The sequence below is a fragment of the Flavobacterium sp. CG_9.10 genome (genome assembly GCF_015752245.1).
Classification (GTDB): domain Bacteria; phylum Bacteroidota; class Bacteroidia; order Flavobacteriales; family Flavobacteriaceae; genus Flavobacterium.
Window position 1 is genome coordinate 26,920 of record NZ_JADOVD010000018.1, and the last position, 18,970, is coordinate 45,889.

Genomic DNA, 18,970 nt, shown 5'->3' on the forward strand with positions numbered 1-18,970 from the left:
CCTCACAGTAATGTGAGGCTTTTTTTATGTTTAATTATCTATTTTCGATATTTTATTTCCATTCGGCAAAAATAAATGTTGTATGAAGTCAATTTGTATCCGATCTTATTGTTCAGATTTTATTCACAAATCTTTTTTTAGTTGTCAGACAGCCAGAATGAAGCCGTTTTTTCTATTTCTAATTTCTAATTCTCATCAATAATTAGATTGCTGCGATTATTAGGTTTTATTTCTAAAAAAGAATATTAATCTAATAATTAGCTTATTTTTGAATTAAATTAAGAAATTTTTATGAATTTAAAAATACTTTTACCATCAAAACAGCTCTTTCTACTTTTTCTATATATCCTAGTTTTCTTTTTTTCGGTAACAAAAACCAATGCACAATGCGCAGGAAAAGATAACAGCATTACAGTTTGTGATATTCCAAATCCAAGTAGCAAGTCAATCAATCTTTTTAACCTTTTAGGAGCCCATACGAATGGCGGAATTTGGAAAGATAATCTTAAATCAGGCGGATTAAATCTTTTTACAGGAATATTGAACGCACAAGTTATTCGTACTAGTGGTGTTTATACTTATACCTATACCGTTGATAATGGCAGTGGTTGTAAAGACTCTGCTACCATAAGTGTCACGATAGGAGCATATTCTGGAATTACAAGCCCAAATGTTTCTGTTTGCAGCGATAATCTCAATTTTAATTTGTTTCATGCATTTGATGGAAATTATCTCAACCCACAATCTGGAGGAAAATGGATTGACAACAATAATACAAACGCGTTAACGGGAAATCTACTTAATGCTGAAATTGCTGGAGTAGGAAGTTATTCTTTCACTTATACCGTGCCGGCAATAGGAACTTGCCCTGCTCAATCTTCAAACACTTATGTTACTATTTATCCTGCTCCAAATCCTGGAATTGCTGCCAATTTATTATTATGTAATACTGATAATTTGGCATTATACAGTAATTTAAATTTGAAAGACAAATTGACTGGAGAAGATCCTAATGGTACTTGGGCAGAGTCCAGTACTAACGAATTATCAAGTCGTTTTGATTCAATTGTGGATGTTCAGCATATCTATAATACTTTTGGGGCTGGAGTTTATAATTTTAGTTATTCGGTTTTGCCAACTAATCCTATTTGTGATATTAAAACATCTGTTGTAAGTATCATTATAGAAGAGCTACTCGATTTCACTGGAGCTAATTTGGTAATAAACTCGGATATTTGTGAAAACGAAATTGGTACGGCTAGGTATAAAGCTGTATTAAATCAAGGAAGTAAAGAAATACCTAATGGCAGTTATTACGTCACGTATGAAATTGCAGGAATTTCATCAACGGTTACGAATACTTCAGTTGCGGATTTTAGTAATGGCGTTTTAGTTTTTGATATAAACCGAATTTATTTTCCACAAGTTGACAATTACAATGTCAGTATAAAAAAGGTAGTAAAGACGGGAAGTTTTGGTGCTTGTAACAATATTATTGGAACTCTTTCCGATGTACTTCATGTTTATCCATTACCAAGAATCAACAATGCAACGCTAGCCATCGATCCTGTTTGCAAAGGCTTTGGTGCGACAGTTAAAATTTCTGGAGATACAAATTTAACGGATGGGAATTATAGTGTTGTTTATGATTTATCAGGAAGCAATTCAGCCGTTGCCCAGCGAACGGTTTGTGCCGTTACCAATGGATTTGGGAGTTTTATTATTCCGGCTAACTTAATTCCTAAAGTTGGCGACTGCAAAATTTTAAATACAAATATTACAAATTTAACTACTGGTTGTACTAACACGTCAAATTTATCTAAAGCATTTATAATAAAAGCGTTACCTGAGGTACCAAACCTAACGTTAGATATAAAAGATGTTTGTCAAAATCAGCCCATTTCGGTAGTACTTGCAGGATTAGGAACTTTGACGAATGTTATCTTAAATTTTAATCTAACAGGATCCAATTCGGCGACAAACCAAACGGTAACTGTACCTGTTGATAAGGGCAATGCAAATTTCACGATTCCTGCTGTTTTGCTTGCCAATGCCGGAATAACAGCTTTTGTTATCAATGACTTAATTGACAATGCTAAAGGCTGCGCAGCTATAATTAGTAATGGTACTAAGAGTTTTACAATAAATGCAATTCCAAATGTAATAGTAAGCAATTTAAATTTTTGTAAAAATGAAAATAAAACGGTTGCAAATTTATTGCCAAACGGAAGTAAGTTCCAATGGTTTGATTCATTAACAAGTACAACTATTTTAGGAAGCAGCACGCTTTTAGCTTCTAAAAATTATTACGTAAAAGAGGTGAATGCAACTACTGGATGTGAATCTGGGCGAGCAGTGGTTAATGTTACACTAAATGAAGTACAAACTCCAATACTAATCCAAGACGGACAAAACTTTTGCGGTTTAGACAAACCTACTTTGCAAAGTTTGACTGCTAATACTCTTACTAACGGAACCATAACTTGGTTTGACGCTGCTGCAAATGGCGCGAAATTACCACCAACAGAATTGCTTAAAGAAGGATTTACCTATTACGGATTCGATTTTTCCAATACCACAAACTGTTATTCGAACGCTTTGGCAGTTACAGTATCGCTTACCAATTGTATTCTGCCAAATAAATTATTTATTCCTGACGGGTTTTCTCCAAACGGCGATACTGTCAATGAAACTTTCAAGATTCCAAATATTGAATTTCTATTTCCTGACTATTCGTTGGAAATTTATAATAGATACGGAAATTTAATGTACACAGGCAATAAAAATAAGCCAAATTGGGATGGGAAAAATTCCGATTCAAAAATTGCAATTGATGGATTTGCACCAAACGGAATTTATTTTTATATAATCAATTATAATAAAGACAACAAATCACCTGAGCAAGGTCGACTTTATCTGAACCGATAAGTATTCTTTATTACTTTAAACTTAAATTTCAAATGAAAAAAACCATACTATTTGTAAGTTTTTTATTTTTTATAATTAATTCCTCAGCACAACAAGACCCGCAATATACTCAATATATGTATAATATGAACGTGGTAAATCCTGCCTATGCTACAGGTATGCAATCTATGTTAGATATAGGAACAATGTATAGAACACAGTGGGTTGGAACGGTTGGTGCTCCAAAAACACTGACTCTTTTTGCACATATGCCAATCGACAAAAAAATAGAAATGGGTTTTTCATTGGTTTCTGATGATATTGGAGATGGTGCAAAAAAAGAAGATAATTTTTCTGCAGATTTTGCATACGTACTTCAATTAAAAAATTCACATCGTCTTTCCTTAGGATTAAAAGCTGGCTTTACAGCATTTAAAACTAATTTTAATGGGTTTGTATTTGAGAGTGGCGATGCTTCAACAGATCTAGCTTTTTCCGAAGATTTCAATAGAACGCTTCCAAATATTGGAGTAGGAGCATTTTATTTTACTGATCAATATTACATAGGTTTATCCACTCCCAATTTACTTTCTTCAAAAAACATTGAAGAGCGTTCTGGAATTTATGCATTTGGTTCAGAAAATATCCATGCTTTTTTTAGCGGAGGCTACGTCTTTACGCTGTCAGATTCATTCAAATTAAAACCGGCCTTTATGTCAAAATTCGTGAAAGGAGCACCGGTAACTTTAGATATTTCTGCCAACGTGTTGTATAATGAAAAATTTGAGTTTGGTGCAGCTTACAGGTTTGGAGATGCGGTAAGCGCTTTAATGAATGTAAAGGTAACCCCGATAATTAGAGTGGGTTATGCCTATGATTACACGATTTCTAATCTGGGACAGTTTAATTCAGGGACTCATGAAATTTTTATATTATTCAATTTAGATTTATTAAGCAAAGGATATGATAAATCACCGAGGTTCTTCTAAAAAAATAAACATGAAAAGAGTATTTCTAATTTTAATTGTATTTTCAATACAGCTTATAAATGCCCAAACTCAGCACTTACAAAGAGCCAAACGCTTTTTTGAACGGACTTTTTACAGCGAAGCAATTCCTTTGTATGAAAATATCATTCAAGAAAATCGCTCTATTGATGTGGTGAAAAACTTAGCGGATTGTTATTATTACACCAATGATTATGTGAATGCACAAAAAGAGTATCATTTTTTGATTACCAGATTCAATAAAAATATTGAAGAGGAATACTATTTCAAATACTCTCAAACATTGAAAGCAACAGGGAATTACGAAGAATCAAATGCGCTTATCCGAGATTATCTCTCTGGTTCAAATAACAAACAAGCCTTGCTTGATTTTGAAAAAGACAATGCTGAACTTGAAAATGTATCAGCAATAGGAAATAGATTCGAAATAAAGAATCTGGCATTAAATACTGTAAATTCGGAGTTTGGGGCAATCAAAGAAGGAGAGAATTTGATTTTTTCTGGAGTCAAAAAAAAATCCGGTTTGTTTGACAAAACATACAAATGGAACAATGAAGGTTATTTGGATTTAGTTTCAATTCCTTTAAAAAATGTCGATTCAGCCGATTCAATTGTAAATGATTTTTCAAATGAGTTGAACACAGCAATGCATGAGGCAAGTGCTGTTTTTACAAAAGACGGAAAAACAATTTATTTCACCAGAAATAATTATAAAAAAGGGAAAAGAGGTAAAAACACCGATAAGATTTCAAACCTTCAAATTTTTAAAGCAGAATTTATAGATAATAAATGGACAAAAATAGTATCGCTTCCTTTCAATAGCGATGACTATTCTACAGAACATCCCGCGCTGAGTGTTGACGAAAAAACATTGTATTTTGCATCAGATATGCCTGGTACTTTGGGTTCATTTGATATTTTTTGCGTAGCTATAAATGGAGGAGCTTTTGGAACTCCAAAAAATTTAGGAAACAAAATTAATACAAATAAAAAGGAGCAATTTCCTTATACCTCAAAAGACAACAAATTGTATTTTTCTTCTAATGGACATGCAGGTTATGGGTCGTTGGATGTTTTTGTCTCCGAAATACAAGACAATATGTTCTCCAAACCTATGAATATTGGATTGCCTGTAAATTCTGGTTATGACGATTTTTCTTTTACTATTGATTCGGATTCAAAAGAAGGTTATTTTTCATCTAACAGATTGGGTGGAAAAGGCGGCGATGACATATACGCAATTAAAGAAATAAAGCCTTTGTTAATCGAAGATTGCATGCAATTTATCACTGGAATCATTACAGATGTGGATACAAAACTGCCATTAGAGAATACATTAGTTAGTTTGCAAAATGACAATAAGGTGGAAATCCAAAACACTATGACTTCACAAGATGGAAAATTCAGTTTTAGTGTTGCTTGTGAAAACGGTTATTCGGTTTTTGCATCCAAAGAGAATTATACAAAGGATTCAAAATCATTTAAACTTAAAAAAGAACGAAATAAAACTAGTGATGCTTCCATGTATTTGAAATCCTTGGAAACAATCAAAAACGAAGAGCAAATTGCCCTTAAACAGTTGGAGAAAGACAAGCAAATTGTAGCTAAAAAAGAAATAGAGGATGCAACAATTAAGGAAAAAGAAAAAATAGATCATATTATCGCAAAAGAAAAAGATGTGGTAAAAGATAAAGACCGATTGCTAATTAAGACCAATCCTATCTATTTTGATTATGATTTATGGTATATCCGTAAAGAATCCAAACCAATCTTAAATCGAGTTATAGAGTTAATGAAAAAGTACCCTAATATGGTTGTAGAAATTGGTTCGCATACTGATAATAGAGGCAATAGCAATTATAATATGAATCTTTCTTCTAATAGAGCGGTGTCCACAAAAGAGTATTTTATTAATCAAGGAATTACCTCAAACAGAATCATCGCTAAAGGTTACGGAGAATCTGTTCAAATTATAAAATGTGAACCTAGTGAATCTTGTATGGAAGAACAACATGAACTAAATAGACGTAGTGAATTTGTAATTAAAAGTTTATAGACCATCAAAACACTAATTTTAAAGGTTTTTAAAAAGTAAAGTCCACATTATGTGGACTTTTTCTATAGATTAATTTCTTCTGTTATTATTTCCACTCCTGCAAATCAGGTTCTACATAGAGCCATTTTACTTCGGGTCTTAAAGTTCTGAGCTCATTTTCAAAGTGGTTTATCAAGCGACTAATCGATTGCGTATTGAGATCAGGACTACATTTTATTTTTATACAGACTAAAACTTCCCCTGGACCTTGTTGAATAGTCCTGCAATTTAGAAGTTGAGTAATGTGCAGTTCTTTTTCGATGATAGCTTCTATGGTTTCTAGGATAATTGAATCCGCACTTTCGCCAATTAAAAGTGATTTTACTTCAACTGCTAAAAAAATTGCGACTAAAATTAAAACAATACCAATTGCCAGCGAACCAATGGCGTCATAACGGCTATCACCAGTATAATAGGAAGCTAATAGTGCAGTAAGAGCTAAAAAAAGACCAATTACCGCTGCAGAATTCTCACCGAAAATTACAATTAAATCACTGTCTTTTGTAGTGCGCAAATAATTGAAAAAGCCGCTATTCCCTTTTCTTTTATTAAGTTCTATTATATTGGAATAAGTGGCGTACCCCTCCAATCCTATGGCGAACAGAAGAATACCAATTCCCCATGCGATTTCGTGAACGGGTTCAGGCGTGTTATACTTATGAATTCCTTCGTAGATGGAGAACATTCCTCCAATAGAAAATAGGAGCATAGCCACCATAAAAGACCAAAAATAAACAGACATTCCGTAACCAAAAGGATGTTGTTCATCAGCTGGGCGACCGGATTGTTTCATGCCTAAAAGCAATAAAACTTGATTGGCACAATCTGCAGAAGAATGTATAGTTTCTGCTAGCATCGCACCCGATCCAGTCATAAAAGCAGCGAATCCCTTAGCAACTACAATAATAACATTTACTAAAAGGCTTTGAATGATATGATTTGAACTCTTTTTATCCTGAATAATAGCTTGAGAATTTTTCTCCATTTTCACTTATAATTTAATGCATTAAAAATAAGTATATATTGAGTAACTAAATAATAGATTTATAAAAATAAAATATTTTCTTGAAGCGTAAATTTTTTAGGTTTTATCTATTTGATAATTAAGTATTTATAAAATACTTTCGTTTTTTTAAAACCAAAAGCAATCTAACTGCGTAAATGCCTTTATATAACTTTAATAATAGATTTTATGAAAACTAGAAAAATTTTATCGATTGCATTATTTGCATTAGTATTTGGAGCAACTTCTTTCGCTCAAAAAAGTGTTATGGTTGGTGGTGCTGCTATGTATCCAACAAAAAACATTATTGAAAATGCGGTAAACTCAAAAGACCACACCACATTAGTAGCAGCTGTAAAAGCAGCCGGATTAGTTGAAACTTTACAAGGCAAAGGTCCATTCACGGTTTTTGCTCCAACAAATGTTGCTTTTGATAAATTACCAAAAGGAACTGTTGAGACCTTATTGAAACCAGAAAACATGAAAATGTTGCAAACTATTTTAACGTATCACGTTGTTGCTGGAAAAATGAATTCAACTGCAATTGCAAAAGCAATCAAAATGGGGAATGGAAAAGCAATGTTGAAAACAGTTAGCGGTGGAACACTTACTGCATGGATGAAAGGTAAAAAATTATATATTACTGACGAAAATGGAAAATCAGCAAAGGTTACCATTGCAAATGTTAATCAATCAAATGGTGTAATCCATGTTGTAGATGCAGTTTTATTACCAAAAAAATAAACTATTTGATTTAAGGTTGAGAATTGTTTATTGAGAAAGCCTGGCCAATTGGTCAGGCTTTTTGCCGCAAAAAAAATCCTAATTATAAAATAGAGAATTAGGATTTTTTACATTTATAAAAATAAAATCTATCTTAAACTTGCTCCAAGTTCAGTTTCAAAATTCTTTTGTAATTTGTTCATTATTTTATCAATTTGCACATCAGTCAAGGTTTTTGAATTGTCTTGGATAATAAAGCTTAACGCATATGATTTTTTACCTTCGGGAAGATTCTGACCTTCGTATACATCAAATAAATTAATGTCTTTCAATAGTGTTTTCTCCGTTTGTCGTGCAATTGAATAAATACTGTCATAAGTTACATTTTGATCAATTAACAAAGCTAAATCTCTACGTACTTCTGGATATTTAGGAATCTCAGTATATTTTATTTTTGTTGAAATCATTTTTAGAACTGCGGCCCAATTGAAATCAGCAAAAAATACTTCTTGCTTTATTCCAAAACTTTTCAATATTGACTTTTTTACCACACCTAATTCCACAAGAATTTCATCACCAAAACCAATAGCAATTCCTTCTGAAAATACATCAGAGGTAACTGGTACATTTTGTGTTTTTTGAATACCTAATCTTGAAAGAATAGCATTTACGTAACCCTTGAATAAAAAGAAATCAGAAGGTTTTTGTGTATTTGTCCAACTCTCTTGGTTTCTGTTTCCAGAAAGAAATAAGGTTAAATGTTTACGTTCTTCATAACCTGAAGGCAAATTATGATATGTTTTTCCAAATTCAAATAACTTCAAATCGGAATTTTTACGATTGATATTGTATGAAATCGCTTCTAAGCCTGAAAATAATAAGGATTGACGCATTGTTGCCAAATCATTGCTCAAAGGATTAAGCATGGTTACATTGTGCGCTGAATTTAAAGCTTCAGAAAGCTCAACATACGATGCCGTAGTCAATGAATTGGCCATCATTTCGTTAAAACCTTGCGAGTTTAATTGTGTGGCAACACTATTTTGTATTTTATAATCTTCGTTTCTTGGTGAGTTAGAAACTGTAGCATTTAATTTTTTAGAAAAATTAATATTGTTATAACCGTACACTCTTAGGATTTCTTCAATAACATCGATTTCTCTTTGAACATCGACACGGTAAGCAGGAATAGTTAATCCCAATCCGGCATCAGAAACACTATTTACTTTAATGTCCAAAGAAACTAAAATTTTCTTAATAGTGTCTTTTGATATTTCCTGACCTATAATTTTGTTTACATTACTGAAGTTTACAAAAACTGAAAAATCCTCAATTTTCTTTGGATACATATCAACCATATCCGAAGTAATTTCTCCGCCTGCCACTTCTTTAATTAATAAAGCAGCACGTTTCAACGCGTAAGCTGTAATTGTTGGGTCAATACCTCTTTCAAAACGAAATGAAGCATCAGTATTCAATTGATGTCTTTTTGCTGTTTTACGAATACTCACAGGATTAAAATAGGCACTTTCTAAGAAAATAGAATTAGTGTTTTCTGATACTCCTGATTTTTTTCCTCCAAAAACTCCTGCAATGCACAAAGGTCCTTTTTCATCGCAAATCATCAAATCTTCTTCGTGTAATGTTCTTTCAACATCATCGAGTGTAGTAAATTTAGTGCCTGCAGGAAGTGTTTGTACAATTATTTTTCCGTTTATTTTTGAAGCGTCAAAAGCGTGTAACGGCTGACCTAATTCGTGTAAAACATAATTAGTTACATCAATAATATTATTTTTTGGATTTAATCCAATAGCTTTTAATCGGTTTTGTAACCATTCTGGTGACGGTTTTATAGTAATTCCAGAAATAGTGACACCACAATATCTAGGAGCCAGTTTAGACTCTTTTACATCAATGTCAATTTTCAATGTTCTTTTATCAACTCTAAAATTACTTACTGAAGGAGTGATCAATTCAACACTCACGCCACTTTGTAACATTCCGGCTCTTAAATCACGGGCAGTCCCTAAATGACTCATTGCATCGGCACGATTAGGTGTCAACCCAATTTCGAATACTTCATCATTTTCAATTTTAAAAACTGTCGCGGCAGGAGTTCCCGCTTTTAGAGTATCGTCAAGAACCATAATTCCATCATGACTTTCACCAAGACCTAATTCATCTTCGGCGCAAATCATTCCGTGGCTTTCCTGTCCTCGTATTTTTCCTTTTTTAATCGAAAAAGCAACACCATCTTTATCATATAATGTTGTCCCAATAGTAGCTACCGGTACTTTTTGTCCTGCGGCCACATTACTGGCGCCACAAACAATTTGAACTGGAATCCCATCACCTAAATCAACTGTTGTTATTTTTAGTCTGTCCGCATCGGGATGTTGAATACAGGTAAGCACATGTCCTACAACAATGCCTTCTAGTCCGCCTTTTACCGATTGGTATTTTTCAACAATTTCTACTTCAAGACCTAAATCTGTTAGTAGCGCTGCTGTTTCTTCGGATTTCCAGTCTATTTTAATGAATTGTTTTAACCAGTTGTAAGATATTTTCATCTGTCAATTTTAATGAGAATGCAAATATAAGGATTGCAGGTTGGAGTAAGAAACTATTTTTTTGGTTTTTTATAACTGATTTATCACATTTTACTGTTATTAAAAATAAGAATTTACTAGTTTTAAATATAAATATATAAGAATTAAATAATAAAATAACGTTAAAAAAACACATATGAAAGTTTAATGCTATCAGTTGAATGAATTGTGCTATTCGAATGACTTGAATGATCCTAAATTTGAGAAAATAAAAAATTATAACGATATGGATAACGTAGTAAAAAGACCTGAATTTAAGGCAAAATATGACAATTATATAGGAGGGAATTTCGTTGCACCAATCGGCGGACAATATTTTGATGTTGTTTCTCCAATCGATGGAAAAGTATTCACAAGGGCGGCACATTCAACTAAAGTGGATATTGATTTAGCTGTTGATAAAGCGCATGAAGCTTTTCAAACATGGGGAAAAACATCTGTTACAGAACGAAGTAATTTATTGAATAAAATTGCTCAGGTAATGGAAGATAATCTAGAATATCTTGCTACCGTTGAAACTATTGATAACGGAAAGGCGATTCGAGAGACTTTAGCAGCCGATATGCCTTTGGCAATTGACCATTTTAGATATTTTGCAGGAGTAATTCGCGCTGAGGAAAGTTCGATTGCTGAGCTGGATTCGCAAACTGTTTCTATTGCTTTAAGTGAACCATTGGGTGTAATTGCCCAAATTATTCCTTGGAATTTTCCAATTTTAATGGCGATTTGGAAATTAGCACCAGCATTAGCAGCAGGAAATACAGTTGTCCTAAAACCAGCGGAAAGCACGCCAATCTCTATTTTGGTATTGATGGAATTAATAGGCGATATTCTTCCTCCGGGAGTTGTAAATATTGTCAATGGTTTTGGTGCGGAGCTGGGAAGAGCTTTGGTTACCAACAAAAAAGTGTCAAAAGCTGCCTTTACAGGTTCTACGCCAACCGGTCGTTTAGTGATGCAATATGCCACAGAAAATATTATTCCCGTAACACTAGAATTAGGGGGAAAATCTCCAAATATTTTCATGAAATCCGTTGGTGATGCTGATGATGATTTCTTTGACAAAGCGATTGAAGGCGCCGTAATGTTTGCCTTAAATCAAGGAGAAATTTGTACGTGTCCTTCTCGATTATTAGTCCATGAAGACATCTACGAAAAATTTATTGCTCGAGTAATCGAAAGAACTGCGGCAATCAAAATGGGTAATCCATTGGACAGAACCACGATGATGGGAGCACAGACTTCATTGGTGCAAAAAGAAAAAATCCTTAGTTATATTAAATTAGGAAAAGAAGAAGGTGCCGAAGTATTAACTGGCGGTGAAGAAAACCATATGGAAGGGGATTTTGCGGGTGGTTATTATATCAAACCAACGCTTTTCAAAGGGAATAATAAAATGCGTATTTTTCAGGAAGAAATCTTCGGACCTGTTTTAGCTGTTACCACTTTTAAAACAACGGAAGAAGCTATTGCTATTGCAAATGATTCGATGTACGGTTTGGGAGCAGGAGTTTGGACGCGTGATGCACACGAAATTTATCAGGTTCCAAGAGCCATTCAATCTGGTCGTGTGTGGATTAATCAATACCATTCTTATCCTGCAGGAGCTCCTTTTGGAGGGTACAAACAATCAGGGATTGGTCGTGAAAACCATAAAATGATGCTGGGACATTATCGTCAGATAAAAAATATGCTGATTTCTTATGATAAAAAGAAATTGGGTTTCTTTTAGTAGTTATAGATTATTGGTTAATGGTAAACCTGACAGATTGTATGATTTGTCAGGTTTTATTTTAAATTTAAAAAAATGACAAAAAGACTCGATGCCACAGAAAAAGCAATAGAATTAATCAAAATATTACAGGAAAAACATGGTGATTTGATGTTTTATCAGGCCGGAGGATGTTGTGAAGGAACACAGCCCCAATGTTTTGAAAAAGGCGGATTTTACCAGCGATTTGGAGATGTATGCATTGGAAGTATTGAAGATACTGAATTCTGGGTAGATAAGGATCTATTCGAATATTGGAAACATGCTCATTTTACTTTGGATGTAATTGATGCCTTTGGAGTAGGAGGTTTTTCTTTGGAAACACCACTGAAAAAAACATTCCGAATTGAATACCGGATTTTTACTCCCGAAGAAGAACAATCGCTTGAGCCTTTAAAATATATTGAATAAATCTAGTTTACTATATATAACAATTGATACTGCTTTGGTGTAATTCCTTCGTGTTTTTTAAACAAACGGATGAAATAATTGGAATCTTCAAATCCGGATAAGTAGCAAACTTCATTGATTTGTATTGTTGGATTTTTGAGCAATTGTTTGGCGCATCTTATCTTTTCGCTGATTACAAATTCTATCGGACTCATCCCTAATTCTCTTTTGAAAAGTCTATAGAAAGAAGTGGTACTCATACATGCTTTTTCGCTCAAATGTTTCATGCTGATATTTTCCTTCAAATTCAATCGGATGAATTCTACGACTTGTGTGATGGGATTTTTTGGATCCGTAAATAAACCATCATCAATCGCTTTTGCAGTTTGCGTTTGAATAATTCGAATTAATAATTCCTGTAAAGTCAAATCGGCCAAAGCATCTTTGGTAATCGAAGTGCTCATGCATTCTTTAATCAGTTTATTTATTGTTGTTGCCAATTCTACATTATTGTAAAAAAAATAATTCTGATAATTCAAATGCCAAAATTGTGAATTCCCTTCCTTTGGATACCGTTCGTTTAAAAATTGTAGCGTATCGGTAATTTTAGTTTGGTCGATCGCCAAAGCCAGACACTGCGTAGGATTGCTTTTTGTGGCTTCGGGAAAATCGATTTTCATTTCCACATTCGAAGGAATAACAACGGTTTCACCTGGTAAGTATTCAAACGAAGGATCGTCAAAAAGATGCATTACTTTTTTACCTCTTAACATGCTTGTCACTACCAAATCATTAAACTTTAGCGGAACCAATGCAGAAGATTCATAGGTTTCAAAAAGATTCAGTTCACAATGATTTAGGGAATAAACCGTTCTGTTTTCTACTAATGTTTTTAACGATTTCTCGTTCGATAAATGAGGTGGATTTATAAAAGCACGCTTGTTATTCATAGTTTCAAACTTAAAGAAGGCAAAGTTTAAATTTAATGAAAATAATTAGAACAGGAACACAGTTTAACAAATTTTAAATTAATTCTTCTACGTGTTTTTTAATATTTGCGGCAATCTTTTTTGTAGGTAAATCATTTTCATCATTCCCAAAAGGATCTTCAATTTCCTCTGCAATTAACTCTAAACTGGCCAAAACATAAAAAATAAAAACCACAACTGGTGCTACATAATAACCCAGACTAAAAGAGTAACCAAACGGCAAAGTCATTACGTAAAAGAAGATGAATTTTTTAAGAAAAGCGCTGTAGGAGTAGGGAATAGGCGTGTTTTTGATTCTTTCGCAAGCACCGCAAATTTCAGTGAATGATAATACTTCGGCATTTAAAATAATTAATTGGTCTCCAGTAATCTTTTTGGAAACATATAAATCATTTATTTTTTGAAATAATATTTTCGCAACCTGATTGGGCCTGTGTTTGTGATGATCAATTTCTAAATCTACATCATCAAATAATTGCTTTCCAGTTTCCTCATCTTTTAAATGTTTATTTAAAATGGAAGCATAAGTGGGAATTATTTTCCTGAAAAAAGCCCGATCTTTTTCATCCGCTAAAATTACGGAAAGTTTAATGGCTAAATTACGGCTATTATTGACCAAACTGCCCCACATTTTTCTTCCTTCCCACCAACGGTCATAGGCAGTATTAGTTCTGAAAACGAGTAATAACGAAATCACAAAACCCAACATTCCGTGCATGATGGTGATGTTTTTTACATAACTGTCATCAGCAAGTTGCCAATATTCAACTTCTAAGTAACCGATAATTCCAGCATATGCGCCTATGGCAAGCATAATTGGAAACAAAGTCCGAAAAGTGTCTGCTTTGTGAAAACGAAAGATAAAAGTAAACCAGTCCTTAGTATTGTATGAAATCATTTTGGGCTAAAATTTTATACAAAATTAAATTAAAAACTAAGACTTCCCGCTAATTCTTTTAGCGCGATTTCAGATAATTTAGCTTGGAATTGGGCATTGCTATAACGCACTTTTGCATTTACGTAATTTAATTGTGCGGTCCTAAATTCTAAAGTTGTTATGGTTCCAATTCTAAATTTGTCTAAAGTGATATTTAGATTTTGTTTGGCAATAGCTGCATTTTTTTCTTCTAAAGCAATTAATTCCAGATTCGTTAAATAGGTTTGATAGGAAGTCGCTAATGCTGAATTTAGAGATAAAGTCTGCTGATCAATTATCATTTTAGAATTCTCGATTTGAATTTTAGCAATTTTTTCATTTCGGTTTTGAGCAAATCCGTCAAATAAATTTAACGAAGCACTAAAACCATAATTCAGTCCTCTTGCAGATGATTGTGTGGTAAAACCAAGACTGGATTGGCTTTCAGCAAAATTATAACCGCTATTTACTTTAACGGTTGGATATCGTGTCGCTTTTATTTGTTTCAATTGCAATTCTGAGACTCTTTTATTGATGATTTGAGATTCCAATTGCGGATTTTGTTTTTCTGCCAAAGCCGTCAGTTCAGGAAGCAATAATTGAGAATCAACAATAATTGAATCAACCACAATAAAATTAGTTTTCGCATCTCTGGCAAGAATTTGATTCAATAAAATTTTAGTATTGGCATACAATTCTTTTTGTCTTAAAACGGTAACTCTGTCGGTGTTTAAATCAACTTGTGCATTCAAAACTTCCAATTTTGAGGCTTTTCCAATACTAAACCGATTCTGTGCCAAAGTCAGTCTTTGATTTGAAATTACAATTGTCGAATCTAGCGCTACCAATTGTTGCTGTTGTTGCACCAAATCAAAATAGGCAGCATGAACATCACTTATTTTTGTAATTATAGTAAGTTTTAACTGGGCTTCACTTAATTTTTGTAACTCTTTTAATTGTTCCAGTTTGGCAAACATTTTGAAACCATCAAAAATCGTCCAATCTAAACCGACACCGTAATTTAAACTATTACTTTTCGCATTATTAAGCGTATTAACAGTTCCGTCGGTTCGTGTTTGTGACAGATTTTGAATTGCATTATTATCAACAATAGTGGCAGTTGCCTTAGGTAACATTCCCGCATTTCCGGTGGTTACATTTGTTTTATTGATCAGTAAATTATTGGAAGCAATTTTGATTTCATAATTGTTTTCTAATGCGATTTTTACCGCATCTTCTAAGGTTAGAACTTCTTGTGCATTTGTTTTTGCAACAAAAAAGAGTAATAGAATCAAACTTCGAAACAGTATTTTGGTATTTATCATAATTATATTTTTTGGACCCAAATTGATTTTGTCGAAATTACTTTAAACTAATTTTATATAAAAAAATCATGTAAATTTGTTCAATCTGCGTCATCTGTGTTCCATTTAAATTATTTTACTTCCTTTTCATATTCTTCAATATGATCAAATTCAGGATAATGCTTTCTGGCTTTAGACCACATTAAATACATAGCCGGAATTACAAATAAGGTTAAAACCAATGAGAAAATAGTTCCACCCACGATGACAACTCCCATTCCAATTCTACTAGTTGAAGCGGCGCCAAGTGACATTGCAATAGGTAAAGCCCCTAGTGAAATGGCCAAACTGGTCATTAAAATTGGTCGCAATCGTGCTTCCGAAGCTTCTAAAATTGCATCCAATTTCGATTTTCCCTGTTCTCGGAGCTGATTGGCAAATTCGACTATCAGAATTCCATTTTTGGTTACCAAACCAATTAACATTATGGTTCCAATTTGGCTAAATATATTCCAAGTCTGGTCAAACAGCCATAAAGAGAATAAAGCTCCCGCAACAGCCATTGGCACCGTTAAAATAATAATAAAAGGATCGATAAAGCTTTCAAATTGTGCGGCCAAAATCAAGAAGATTAATATCAAAGCTAATCCAAATGCGAAAGATGTATTTGAACTACTCTCCACAAAATCTCTGGATTCTCCTCCCAAATCGGTGGTAAAAGTATCATCTAAAACTTTTGCTTTTATTTCATTCATCGCGTCAATTCCATCGCTGATACTTTTGCCTGGAGCAAGACCCGCAGAAACTGTTGCCGACATATATCGGTTATTATGGTATAATTGCGGAGGATTACTTTTTTCCTCAATTGTAACAACATTATCCATTTGGATTAATTCGCCTTTATTATTTTTGACAAACATTGAGGTCAAATCCAACGGTTTGGAACGGTCTTTTTGATCAAATTGTCCAATAACTTGGTATTGTTTTCCATTTCTCATAAAATAACCAAATCGTTGACCGCTCAATGATAGCTGCAAAGTTTGGGCGATATCAATTACAGATATTCCTAAACTTTCGGCTTTTTCACGATCGATAGTTACATTGATTTCCGGCTTGTTGAATTTTAAATTAACATCACTAACGGCAAAAGTTTCGTTTTTTCCCACTTCATCCATAAACACAGGAATTTTTTCACGCAATTTTTCGAAATTAGGTGCTTGAATAATGTATTGAATGGGTAAACCACCACGTCTGTTTACTGCAATTGTAGGCTGTTCGATTACCGATGTTTTAGCATCTGGATATTTCTTGGTCCACTTGGTTAATTTATCAGCAATTTCTTTTTGAGAATCTTTTCTTTCATTTGGTTCAACCAAGGATACACGAATAAAACCACTATTTACGGAGGAAGATCCAAAACCGGGAGAAGTGATTACCAAGCTGACTTTTTTTCCAGGAATAGAATCATCTACTAATTTAGATATTTCTTGCATGAAACGGTCGGTGTATTCATAGGAGGAACCTTCGGGTGTTGTCATACGCATTACAAATCCACTTCGGTCATCGTATGGTGCCGTTTCTTTTTGAATTAAATTAAAAAATAAATAAATCAAACCAAAACAAGCAATCAAAATAGGAAAGCTCAACCATTTTCTTTTCATAAAACGTGTCAAAGCACTAGCATAACCACTGTTTAGTCTTTGAAAATAAGGTTCTGTTTTAATATAGAATTTAGATTTTTTTTGCTCTCCGCCTTTCATCAAGTAAGCGTTTAGCATAGGGGTTAAAGTCAGGGAAACAAAAGCAGATATTAATACTGCCGCACCAATGACCACGCCAAATTCCCTGAACAGTCGACCGACAAATCCTTCTAGAAAAATTACAGGAAGAAATACCGCTGCCAAGGTTATCGAAATGGAGATTACGGCAAAAAAGATTTCATTCGAGCCCTTAATTGCGGCTTCAATTGGTGACATTCCTTCTTCTACTTTTTTGAAAATATTCTCGGTGACTACAATTCCGTCATCAACTACAAGTCCTGTGGCGAGAACAATTGCCAATAAAGTCAACACATTTATCGAAAACCCAAAAAGCCACATAATAAAGAAAGTAGCAATTAAGGAAACGGGAATGTCGATTAAAGGTCTAAAAGCAATAGCCCAATCTCTAAAGAATAAATAGATAATCAGAATAACCAAAATGATTGAAATCCCCAATGTTTCGGCTACTTCAATAACTGATTTTTTTACAAATATGGTATTATCTATGGCAATGTTTAACTTGATATCTTTCGGTAAATCTTTTTTTAATTTTTCAAATTCTTTATAAAATGCCGCCGAAATATCTAAATAGTTAGCACCTGGTAAAGGAACAATGGCAACACCAACTAATGGCGTTCCCGACTGTGTCATTTTAGTTTCTAAATTTTCAGCACCAATACTTGCTGTTCCAATATCGCTTAAACGGACTATTTTTTCTCCTTCGGAACGAATAATTATATTGTTAAATTCTTCGGATGTAGAAAGATTTCCAACTGTTTTAACTGTGAGTTCCGTATTGGCACCAGTCAATTTACCAGAAGGTAATTCCACATTTTGTTTGATCAGCGCTTCACGAACTTCTGAAACAGTGCATCCATAAGACGCTAATTTCACCGGATCAATCCACAAACGCATTGCATATCTTTTTTGTCCCCAAATTTGCACACCGCTTACGCCAGGAATTGTTTCTAATCGTTGTGCAATTACGTTTTCGGCATAGTCACTTAAGGCCAATGCATCTCTGGAATCACTTTGTACCGTCATCGAAATAATAGCATCGCCATTGGCATCAGCCTTAGAAACTACTGGTGGTGCATCAATATCTTGCGGTAAACTACGAACGGCTTGAGAAACTTTATCACGAACGTCGTTTGCAGCTTCTTCCAGATTTTTATCGAGATTAAATTCGATTGTAATATTGCTGCTTCCTTGTGCGCTTGACGAAGTTACATTTCGAATTCCGTCAATTGAATTGATCGCTTTTTCAAGAGGCTCCGTAATTTGGGATTCGATAATATCTGCATTTGCTCCGGTATAATTGGTACGAATCGAGATTTGAGCTGGATCTATCGAAGGAAATTCTCTTACGCCCAAATAGGTATAGCCAATAATACCGAATAATACGATTGCTAAATTAATAACAATAGTAAATACGGGTCTTTTTATGCTTAAAGTAGATAAACTCATTTTTGTTGAATTATGAGTAATAAGTTATG

At 33.7% G+C, this 18,970-nt stretch carries 12 protein-coding genes; 6 read left to right on the forward strand and 6 right to left on the reverse strand.

Features of this window, described 5'->3' with window-relative positions:
- Positions 1-291: 291 nt before the first annotated feature.
- Genes IWX84_RS13810 through IWX84_RS13820 form a run of 3 tightly spaced genes read left to right on the forward strand, consistent with a single transcriptional unit; the run spans position 292 to position 5,970 of the window.
- Positions 292-2,928, forward strand: coding sequence for a gliding motility-associated C-terminal domain-containing protein (locus IWX84_RS13810; RefSeq protein ID WP_196851344.1), 2,637 nt, complete (start codon positions 292-294; stop codon positions 2,926-2,928).
- Between the two features lie 32 nt (positions 2,929-2,960).
- Complete coding sequence (locus IWX84_RS13815) at positions 2,961-3,896, forward strand: type IX secretion system membrane protein PorP/SprF (RefSeq protein WP_196851345.1); 936 nt, start codon at positions 2,961-2,963, stop codon at positions 3,894-3,896.
- Between the two features lie 10 nt (positions 3,897-3,906).
- Entirely contained in the window at positions 3,907-5,970 is a 2,064-nt protein-coding gene (locus IWX84_RS13820) for an OmpA family protein (RefSeq protein WP_196851346.1), read from the forward strand.
- Between the two features lie 85 nt (positions 5,971-6,055).
- On the opposite strand, the gene IWX84_RS13825 is transcribed toward IWX84_RS13820, so the two are convergent.
- Positions 6,056-6,994 (reverse strand): cation diffusion facilitator family transporter, encoded by a 939-nt coding sequence (locus IWX84_RS13825; RefSeq protein ID WP_196851347.1) that lies wholly within the window; start codon positions 6,992-6,994, stop codon positions 6,056-6,058.
- Positions 6,995-7,201: 207 nt separating this feature from the next.
- Here IWX84_RS13825 and IWX84_RS13830 point away from each other — a divergent pair, with 207 nt between their 5' ends.
- The gene (locus IWX84_RS13830) at positions 7,202-7,756 is read left to right on the forward strand and encodes a fasciclin domain-containing protein (RefSeq protein ID WP_196851348.1); all 555 of its coding nucleotides are present in this window, start codon (positions 7,202-7,204) and stop codon (positions 7,754-7,756) included.
- Between the two features lie 128 nt (positions 7,757-7,884).
- On the opposite strand, the gene pheT is transcribed toward IWX84_RS13830, so the two are convergent.
- Complete coding sequence (gene pheT, locus IWX84_RS13835) at positions 7,885-10,305, reverse strand: phenylalanine--tRNA ligase subunit beta (protein ID WP_196851349.1); 2,421 nt, start codon at positions 10,303-10,305, stop codon at positions 7,885-7,887.
- A 265-nt stretch (positions 10,306-10,570) separates the two neighbouring features.
- Here pheT and IWX84_RS13840 point away from each other — a divergent pair, with 265 nt between their 5' ends.
- Together IWX84_RS13840 and IWX84_RS13845 are read left to right on the forward strand one after the other, a co-directional pair.
- The gene (locus IWX84_RS13840; protein WP_196851350.1) at positions 10,571-12,076 is read left to right on the forward strand and encodes an aldehyde dehydrogenase family protein; all 1,506 of its coding nucleotides are present in this window, start codon (positions 10,571-10,573) and stop codon (positions 12,074-12,076) included.
- A gap of 75 nt (positions 12,077-12,151) precedes the next feature.
- Positions 12,152-12,526, forward strand: a complete 375-nt coding sequence (locus IWX84_RS13845) for a DUF779 domain-containing protein (protein WP_196851351.1) — start codon at positions 12,152-12,154, stop codon at positions 12,524-12,526.
- 2 nt (positions 12,527-12,528) lie between these two features.
- Here the strand turns inward: IWX84_RS13845 and IWX84_RS13850 are convergent, their stop codons facing one another.
- From IWX84_RS13850 to IWX84_RS13865, 4 genes are all read right to left on the reverse strand, one after another.
- Positions 12,529-13,455, reverse strand: a complete 927-nt coding sequence (locus tag IWX84_RS13850) for an AraC family transcriptional regulator (protein WP_196851352.1) — start codon at positions 13,453-13,455, stop codon at positions 12,529-12,531.
- 73 nt (positions 13,456-13,528) lie between these two features.
- Positions 13,529-14,392, reverse strand: a complete 864-nt coding sequence (locus IWX84_RS13855) for a bestrophin family protein (protein WP_196851353.1) — start codon at positions 14,390-14,392, stop codon at positions 13,529-13,531.
- A gap of 29 nt (positions 14,393-14,421) precedes the next feature.
- Positions 14,422-15,735, reverse strand: a complete 1,314-nt coding sequence (locus IWX84_RS13860) for a TolC family protein (protein ID WP_231385498.1) — start codon at positions 15,733-15,735, stop codon at positions 14,422-14,424.
- Positions 15,736-15,845: 110 nt separating this feature from the next.
- Positions 15,846-18,941: an efflux RND transporter permease subunit gene (locus tag IWX84_RS13865; protein WP_196851354.1), complete on the reverse strand. Its 3,096-nt coding sequence runs from the start codon at positions 18,939-18,941 to the stop codon at positions 15,846-15,848.
- Positions 18,942-18,970: the final 29 nt, after the last annotated feature.

What these genes read in the sequence shown, in the direction of transcription:
- IWX84_RS13810 (WP_196851344.1), top strand. Translation starts at nt 292, where the DNA reads ATGAATTTAAAAATACTTTTACCATCAAAACAGCTCTTTCTACTTTTT.
- IWX84_RS13815 (WP_196851345.1), top strand. Translation starts at nt 2,961, where the DNA reads ATGAAAAAAACCATACTATTTGTAAGTTTTTTATTTTTTATAATTAAT.
- IWX84_RS13820 (WP_196851346.1), top strand. Translation starts at nt 3,907, where the DNA reads ATGAAAAGAGTATTTCTAATTTTAATTGTATTTTCAATACAGCTTATA.
- IWX84_RS13825 (WP_196851347.1), bottom strand. Translation starts at nt 6,994, where the DNA reads ATGGAGAAAAATTCTCAAGCTATTATTCAGGATAAAAAGAGTTCAAAT.
- IWX84_RS13830 (WP_196851348.1), top strand. Translation starts at nt 7,202, where the DNA reads ATGAAAACTAGAAAAATTTTATCGATTGCATTATTTGCATTAGTATTT.
- pheT (WP_196851349.1), bottom strand. Translation starts at nt 10,305, where the DNA reads ATGAAAATATCTTACAACTGGTTAAAACAATTCATTAAAATAGACTGG.
- IWX84_RS13840 (WP_196851350.1), top strand. Translation starts at nt 10,571, where the DNA reads ATGGATAACGTAGTAAAAAGACCTGAATTTAAGGCAAAATATGACAAT.
- IWX84_RS13845 (WP_196851351.1), top strand. Translation starts at nt 12,152, where the DNA reads ATGACAAAAAGACTCGATGCCACAGAAAAAGCAATAGAATTAATCAAA.
- IWX84_RS13850 (WP_196851352.1), bottom strand. Translation starts at nt 13,455, where the DNA reads ATGAATAACAAGCGTGCTTTTATAAATCCACCTCATTTATCGAACGAG.
- IWX84_RS13855 (WP_196851353.1), bottom strand. Translation starts at nt 14,392, where the DNA reads ATGATTTCATACAATACTAAGGACTGGTTTACTTTTATCTTTCGTTTT.
- IWX84_RS13860 (WP_231385498.1), bottom strand. Translation starts at nt 15,735, where the DNA reads ATGATAAATACCAAAATACTGTTTCGAAGTTTGATTCTATTACTCTTT.
- IWX84_RS13865 (WP_196851354.1), bottom strand. Translation starts at nt 18,941, where the DNA reads ATGAGTTTATCTACTTTAAGCATAAAAAGACCCGTATTTACTATTGTT.